The 5,127-nt window shown below is 71.7% G+C and carries 5 protein-coding genes and 1 pseudogene; 4 read left to right on the plus strand and 2 right to left on the minus strand.

What is annotated here, in order from left to right; genetic code table 11:
- The 3 genes from purM to QM641_RS12485 all read left to right on the plus strand — a co-directional run.
- Nucleotides 1-812 (plus strand): phosphoribosylformylglycinamidine cyclo-ligase (gene purM, locus QM641_RS12475; RefSeq protein ID WP_415116967.1); only part of this gene is annotated, 812 nt, incomplete at its 5' end.
- Between the two features lie 6 nt (nucleotides 813-818).
- A complete protein-coding gene (purF, locus tag QM641_RS12480; protein ID WP_415116969.1) occupies nucleotides 819-2,297 on the plus strand; it encodes an amidophosphoribosyltransferase in 1,479 nt (492 codons plus the stop codon).
- 13 nt (nucleotides 2,298-2,310) lie between these two features.
- A complete protein-coding gene (locus QM641_RS12485) occupies nucleotides 2,311-3,552 on the plus strand; it encodes a CynX/NimT family MFS transporter (RefSeq protein ID WP_415116971.1) in 1,242 nt (413 codons plus the stop codon).
- On the opposite strand, the gene QM641_RS12490 is transcribed toward QM641_RS12485, so the two are convergent.
- Nucleotides 3,549-3,728 (minus strand): DUF3073 domain-containing protein, encoded by a 180-nt coding sequence (locus QM641_RS12490; protein ID WP_415116973.1) that lies wholly within the window; start codon nucleotides 3,726-3,728, stop codon nucleotides 3,549-3,551. The two genes, QM641_RS12485 and QM641_RS12490, sit on opposite strands and share 4 nt — an antisense overlap.
- Nucleotides 3,729-3,880: 152 nt before the next feature.
- Between QM641_RS12490 and QM641_RS12495 the strand changes: the two genes are divergently transcribed.
- Nucleotides 3,881-4,399, plus strand: coding sequence for a universal stress protein (locus QM641_RS12495; RefSeq protein ID WP_415116975.1), 519 nt, complete (start codon nucleotides 3,881-3,883; stop codon nucleotides 4,397-4,399).
- A gap of 382 nt (nucleotides 4,400-4,781) precedes the next feature.
- Here QM641_RS12495 and QM641_RS12500 read toward each other — a convergent pair.
- A pseudogene (locus QM641_RS12500) lies at nucleotides 4,782-5,127 on the minus strand (hypothetical protein); the annotation flags it as partial.

Below are 5,127 nucleotides of genomic sequence, written 5' to 3' on the forward strand. Positions count from 1 at the left end.
TGACCGACTACATCGCGTGCGGCAAGGTCTTCCCCGAGCGCATCGCCGACATCGTCCGCGGCATCGCGACCGGATGCGCCCAGACCGGCACGGCTCTCGTGGGCGGCGAGACGGCCGAGCACCCGGGCCTGCTCGGCCCGGACGACTACGACGTCGCGGGGGCGGCGACGGGCGTCGTCGAGGCGTCGCGCGTGCTCGGTGCCGACCGGGTGCGCGGCGGCGACGTCGTGCTCGCCCTGGCGAGCAGCGGCTTGCACTCCAACGGGTTCTCGCTCGTACGGCACATCCTCGGCTCCGCCGGCATCCGCTTCGACGCCCACGCCGCCGACTTCGGCGCGACGTGGGGCGAGGTGCTGCTGGAGCCCACCCGCCTGTACACGAGCCCGCTGCTGCGGCTGATCGCGCAGCTCGGCGACGGCGTGCACGCCCTCAGTCACGTCACCGGCGGCGGACTCGCGGCGAACCTCGCGCGCGTGCTGCCCCCCGGGTCGTGGGTCGAGCTGGACCGCTCGACGTGGTCGCCGCCGCCGGTCTTCCGCGTCCTCGCGGACCTCGGCGGGCACACGCTGCAGAGCACCGAGGGCACGTGGAACCTCGGTGTCGGATTCCTCGCGGTCGTCGCCGCAGAGCGGGCGGATGCCGCGATCACGGCCCTCGCGCACGACGGCATCGCCGCGTGGCAGGCCGGCGTCGTGCAGACGGGGCCGCGACCGGACGGCGCGTGGACCCAGGGTGCGAAGGGCGTCGACGGGGGAGCGGTGCGCCTCGTCGGCGCACACCCGGACGGCACGGTCGTGAACGGAGCACGGTAACCCCTCATGTGCGGCATCGTCGGCATCGTCGGACAACAGCCGGTCAACCAGGAGATCTACGACTCCCTCCTGCTGCTGCAGCACCGGGGTCAGGACTCCACCGGCATTGCGACCGCCGAGTCCAGCGGGGTGTTCCACCAGGCCAAGGCGCACGGCTACGTGCGCGAGGCGTTCCGCACGCGCGACATGCGGAGCCTGCTGGGAAACTCGGGCCTCGGCCACGTGCGATACGCGACGAGGGGACGGGCGGCCAACGAGGAGGAGGCCCAGCCCTTCTACGTGAACGCGCCCTACGGCATCGTGCTCGTCCACAACGGGAACCTCACCAACACGCGCGAGCTCACCGACGAGCTGTTCCACCGCGACCGGCGTCACCTGAACACCAGCTCCGACACCGAGCTGCTGGTCAACGTCCTCGCCAACGAGCTGCAGGCCTCCATCACCGGCCTCGAGCTCAGCCCCGGCCAGGTCTTCGACGCCGTCACCCGCCTGCACGAGCGGGTCGAGGGCTCGTACGCGGCGATCGCGCTCATCGCCGGCTACGGCCTGCTGGCCTTCCGTGACCCGTTCGGCATCCGCCCGCTCATCCTCGGTGCGCGAAAGGCCGCCCCGGGCGCCGACGGAGGACCCGACCGGTACGAGTGGATCGTGGCATCCGAGTCGCTCGTGCTGGAAAACGGCGGCTTCGACATCGTCCGCGACGTCATGCCGGGCGAGGCGGTGTTCGTCGACCTCGACGGATACCTGCACACGCACCAGTGCGCGGCCGCGCCGCGGCTCGTGCCGTGCGCGTTCGAGTACGTCTACCTCGCCCGTCCCGACAGCGAGATGAACGGCATCTCGGTGTACGAGGCGCGGCTGCGCCTGGGCGACCGGCTCGCGGACACGATCACCAGGTACACGCCCAAGGGTGCGATCGACGTGGTCATGCCGATCCCGGACTCCTCTCGGCCCGCGGCGATGCAGGTGGCCCGCAAGCTCGGCATCGAGTACCGCGAGGGCTTCTACAAGAACCGCTACGTCGGCCGCACGTTCATCATGCCCGGCCAGGCGGTGCGCAAGAAGAGCGTGCGGCAGAAGCTCAACGCGATGTCGAGCGAGTTCAAGGGCAAGAACGTGCTGCTGATCGACGACTCGATCGTGCGCGGCACGACGAGCAAGGAGATCATCCAGATGGCGCGGGATGCCGGGGCCGCCAAGGTCACCTTCGCCTCCGCCGCCCCGCCGGTGCGCTACCCGCACGTGTACGGCATCAACATGCCCTCGCGCCAGGAGCTGGTCGCGCACGGCCGCACGATCCCGCAGATCGCGAAGGAGCTCGGTGCCGACTACCTCGTCTACCAGGAGGTCGATGACATGCGCGATGCGATCCTGGAGGGCTCCGACGTGGAGGATCTCGACATGAGCTGCTTCGACGGCCGCTACATCACCGGCACGGTCACCGACGAGTACCTGGCGTGGGTCGAAGGCGCGCAGGAGAGCTGACGGCGGGATCGTGGTGAACAGGGCTTCTGCGCGCCCGCTGTGGCGAGGGCGCGCGCTCGCCGTCGTCGGCATCGTGCTGTTCGCCTTCTCGCTGCGCTCGGCCGTGGCATCCCTCTCACCTCTGATCGAGCACATCCAGGCGGACTTCGCGCTCTCGGCGGTGGCGATCGGGTTGATGGGCACCGCGCCGCCGGCCTGCTACGCGCTGTTCGGCATCGTCACCCCGGGGCTGGAGCGCAGGTTCGGACCGGAGCTGCTGACCGTCGTCGCGCTCGCGGTCGTCGTGGCGGGCACGGTGGCGCGCGGGCTGGCGGTGGACTCGCTCACGCTGATGGTCTCGACGGTGGTGGTCTTCGCCGGCATCGGGGTGGGGAACATCCTGCTGCCGCCGCTGGTGAAGAGGCACTTCCCCGACCGGCTCGGGCTCATGATGTCGGTCTACACGACGACGATGGCCGTGTCGACGTTCGTGCCGCCGCTGTTCGCGGTGCCGGTGGCGGATGCCGTGGGCTGGCGCCTCTCGATGGGCATGTGGGCCGTGTTCGCCCTGGTCGGGATGGTCCCGTGGATCGTCATGGTGCGACGCGCGCGCACTGCCGCCGTGCCGGGGGATGTCGACGAGGCGAGCCCGCGCGCGCTCGGCCGGATGTGGCGGCTGCCGCTGCCGTGGGTGCTCACCGGCGCCTTCGCGGTCAGCGGCACGCTCGCCTACGCCGGGTTCGCGTGGCTTCCGGTCGTGCTGATCGACGCGGCCGGGGTCGCACCGGCCGAGGCCGCGCTCATGCTCTCCGTGTTCGCGTTCGTCGGGTTTCCCTGCGCGCTGATCGCGCCGGCGCTGGTCGTGCGATACGACGTGGTGCGGCTGCCGGTGCTCGTGTCCGTGGTGTGCGGCATCGTGGGCCTGGGCGGGCTCGCGTTCGTGCCGGCCGCGGCGCCGTGGCTGTGGGTGATCCTGTACGGCATGACCGCGATGTTCTTCCCGTTGACGCTCGTGCTGGTGGGGGTGCGGGCCCGCACCCACGAGGGCGCGGTGGCGCTGAGCGCCTTCGTGCAGAGTCTGGGCTACGGGATCGTCGCGCTGTTCCCGGTCGGGCTCGGCATGCTGCACGACCTCACGCACGCGTGGACGCTGCCGCTCCTGGTGCTGATCGGGGTAGCGCTCGTCGGCGTGCCGACGGGTATGGTCGCCGCGCGCGCGAACACCGTCGAGGACGAGTGGGAGCGCCGGCACGGCGCCTGGTCCGAGGGCGGTTAGGCCGTCTCGAGCTCGTCCTCGCCCTCGTCGGCGTACTGGTCGGCCCACTTGTCGACGTATTCGTCCTCGTGGTGCCCCAGCTCGCGCTCGAGCGCGGCGAGGTTCACGTTCGGGCTGTAGGACTTCAGCTCCCGAGCGATCTTCGTGTGCTTTGCCTTCTGACGGCCGCGCCCCATGCGAGACCCCCTCGATTCTGAGTTGCGGGCCGCAGTCCGCCCGCCGCGATGACGAACCGGCGCTGGGCCGGGAAGAGTAGCATTCAGGGTATCACGGAGCCTTCGGGTCGGCGCGGCGCGGCGGGCCCGTGCGGAGGGCGAAGGAGCACGCGATGGACTCGGGAGCGACCGCAGCGATCCCACGCAGAGCCGTCATCGTCGGCGCTGTGCCGGGGCAGCCGCCACGGCTGCTGAAGGAGGCCGCGCGTTACGCGAAGCTGTTCGGCGCGCCCCTGGTGGTGCTGAACGTCGACGTGATGCGCTTCGTGACGTATGAGGACCCGGATGGCTATGTCCACTCGACCCCGGCTGAGCTTGCGGCCGCGTCGGGGGAGTCCGAACTCTCCCTCGTCGCCGCGGATGCCGCGGAGATCCTCGCCGGCTCCGGGGTGGACTGGAGCGTGCATCAGCTCGTGGGCGACCCGGCATTCGCCATCAAGCACGCCGCCGAGGAGAGCGACGCGCGGCTGATCGTCGTGGGAACGCGCAAGCGGGGTCTCGGCGAGTCGATCCGCGAGTTCTTCACCGGCTCGGTGGCGGCGCGGCTGGCCCACCGTCAGCATCGCCCGATCCTCATCGTGCCGCTGGGCGAACCGGCATCCGACGACGAGGAGCTCTGGCCCGAGTCCTGACCCGCGCGTCCGCCCTCGCGCCCTGGTGCCCTCGTGCCCTTGCCCTCGCGCCCTCGCCCTCGCGCCTTTGCCCTCGCGCCTTTGCCCTCGCGCCCTTGCCCTCGCGCCCTCGCGCCCTCGCCCTCGCGCCTCTCCCCCGGCGGGTCACTGTCTTCGCTCGCGAGTCACTGCCTTGGCGCCGAGTCACTGTGCTGGAGGGCAGTGACTGGGTGGTTGGGCAGTGACTCGCGGGGGAGGAGCAGGGGGAATGGGTCGGGCGGGGTGCTGACGGGGAGCCAGGGCACGGGCAGGGCCGGAGTCCGAGCCCGCCTGTTCACTTGCCCTGGATGTACGCTGGGGCGCCCGTCGGACGTACATCCAGGGCAAGTGAACTGGAGGGGGGTCAGGTGCGCAGGGCGCGCGTGAGCGCGCGGGAGGCGTCGTCCAGGGCGGCCGTCAGGGCATCGACGACGGATGCCTCCAGGATGCCGCCGCGCGCGACATGGCCGCGCAGGTCGGCCCGCACGTTCCCGCGGAACGCGGAGAGCGCCTCGTCGGCGCGCTGGAGCTGGGCACGCGATGTTACCCGGACATCGGCTGCACCCGGATCGCCCCCGCCGCCGGCACCCGGATCACCTCCGCCGCCGGCACCCGGATCGCCCCCGCCGGCACCCGGATCGGCACCGCCTGCCGCCGGCTGATCGGCACCGCCTGCTGCGGCCCGGGCGCCGCGCGCCGCGACCCGCTCG

This window comes from Microbacterium sp., from assembly GCF_047605725.1.
In the GTDB taxonomy this organism is placed as follows: Bacteria; Actinomycetota; Actinomycetes; order Actinomycetales; family Microbacteriaceae; genus Microbacterium.

Bases quoted from the DNA above. Each gene is read 5' to 3' on its own strand.
- purF (WP_415116969.1), top strand. From the start codon at position 819: ATGTGCGGCATCGTCGGCATCGTCGGACAACAGCCGGTCAACCAGGAG.
- QM641_RS12490 (WP_415116973.1), bottom strand. From the start codon at position 3,728: ATGGGGCGCGGCCGTCAGAAGGCAAAGCACACGAAGATCGCTCGGGAG.
- QM641_RS12495 (WP_415116975.1), top strand. From the start codon at position 3,881: ATGGACTCGGGAGCGACCGCAGCGATCCCACGCAGAGCCGTCATCGTC.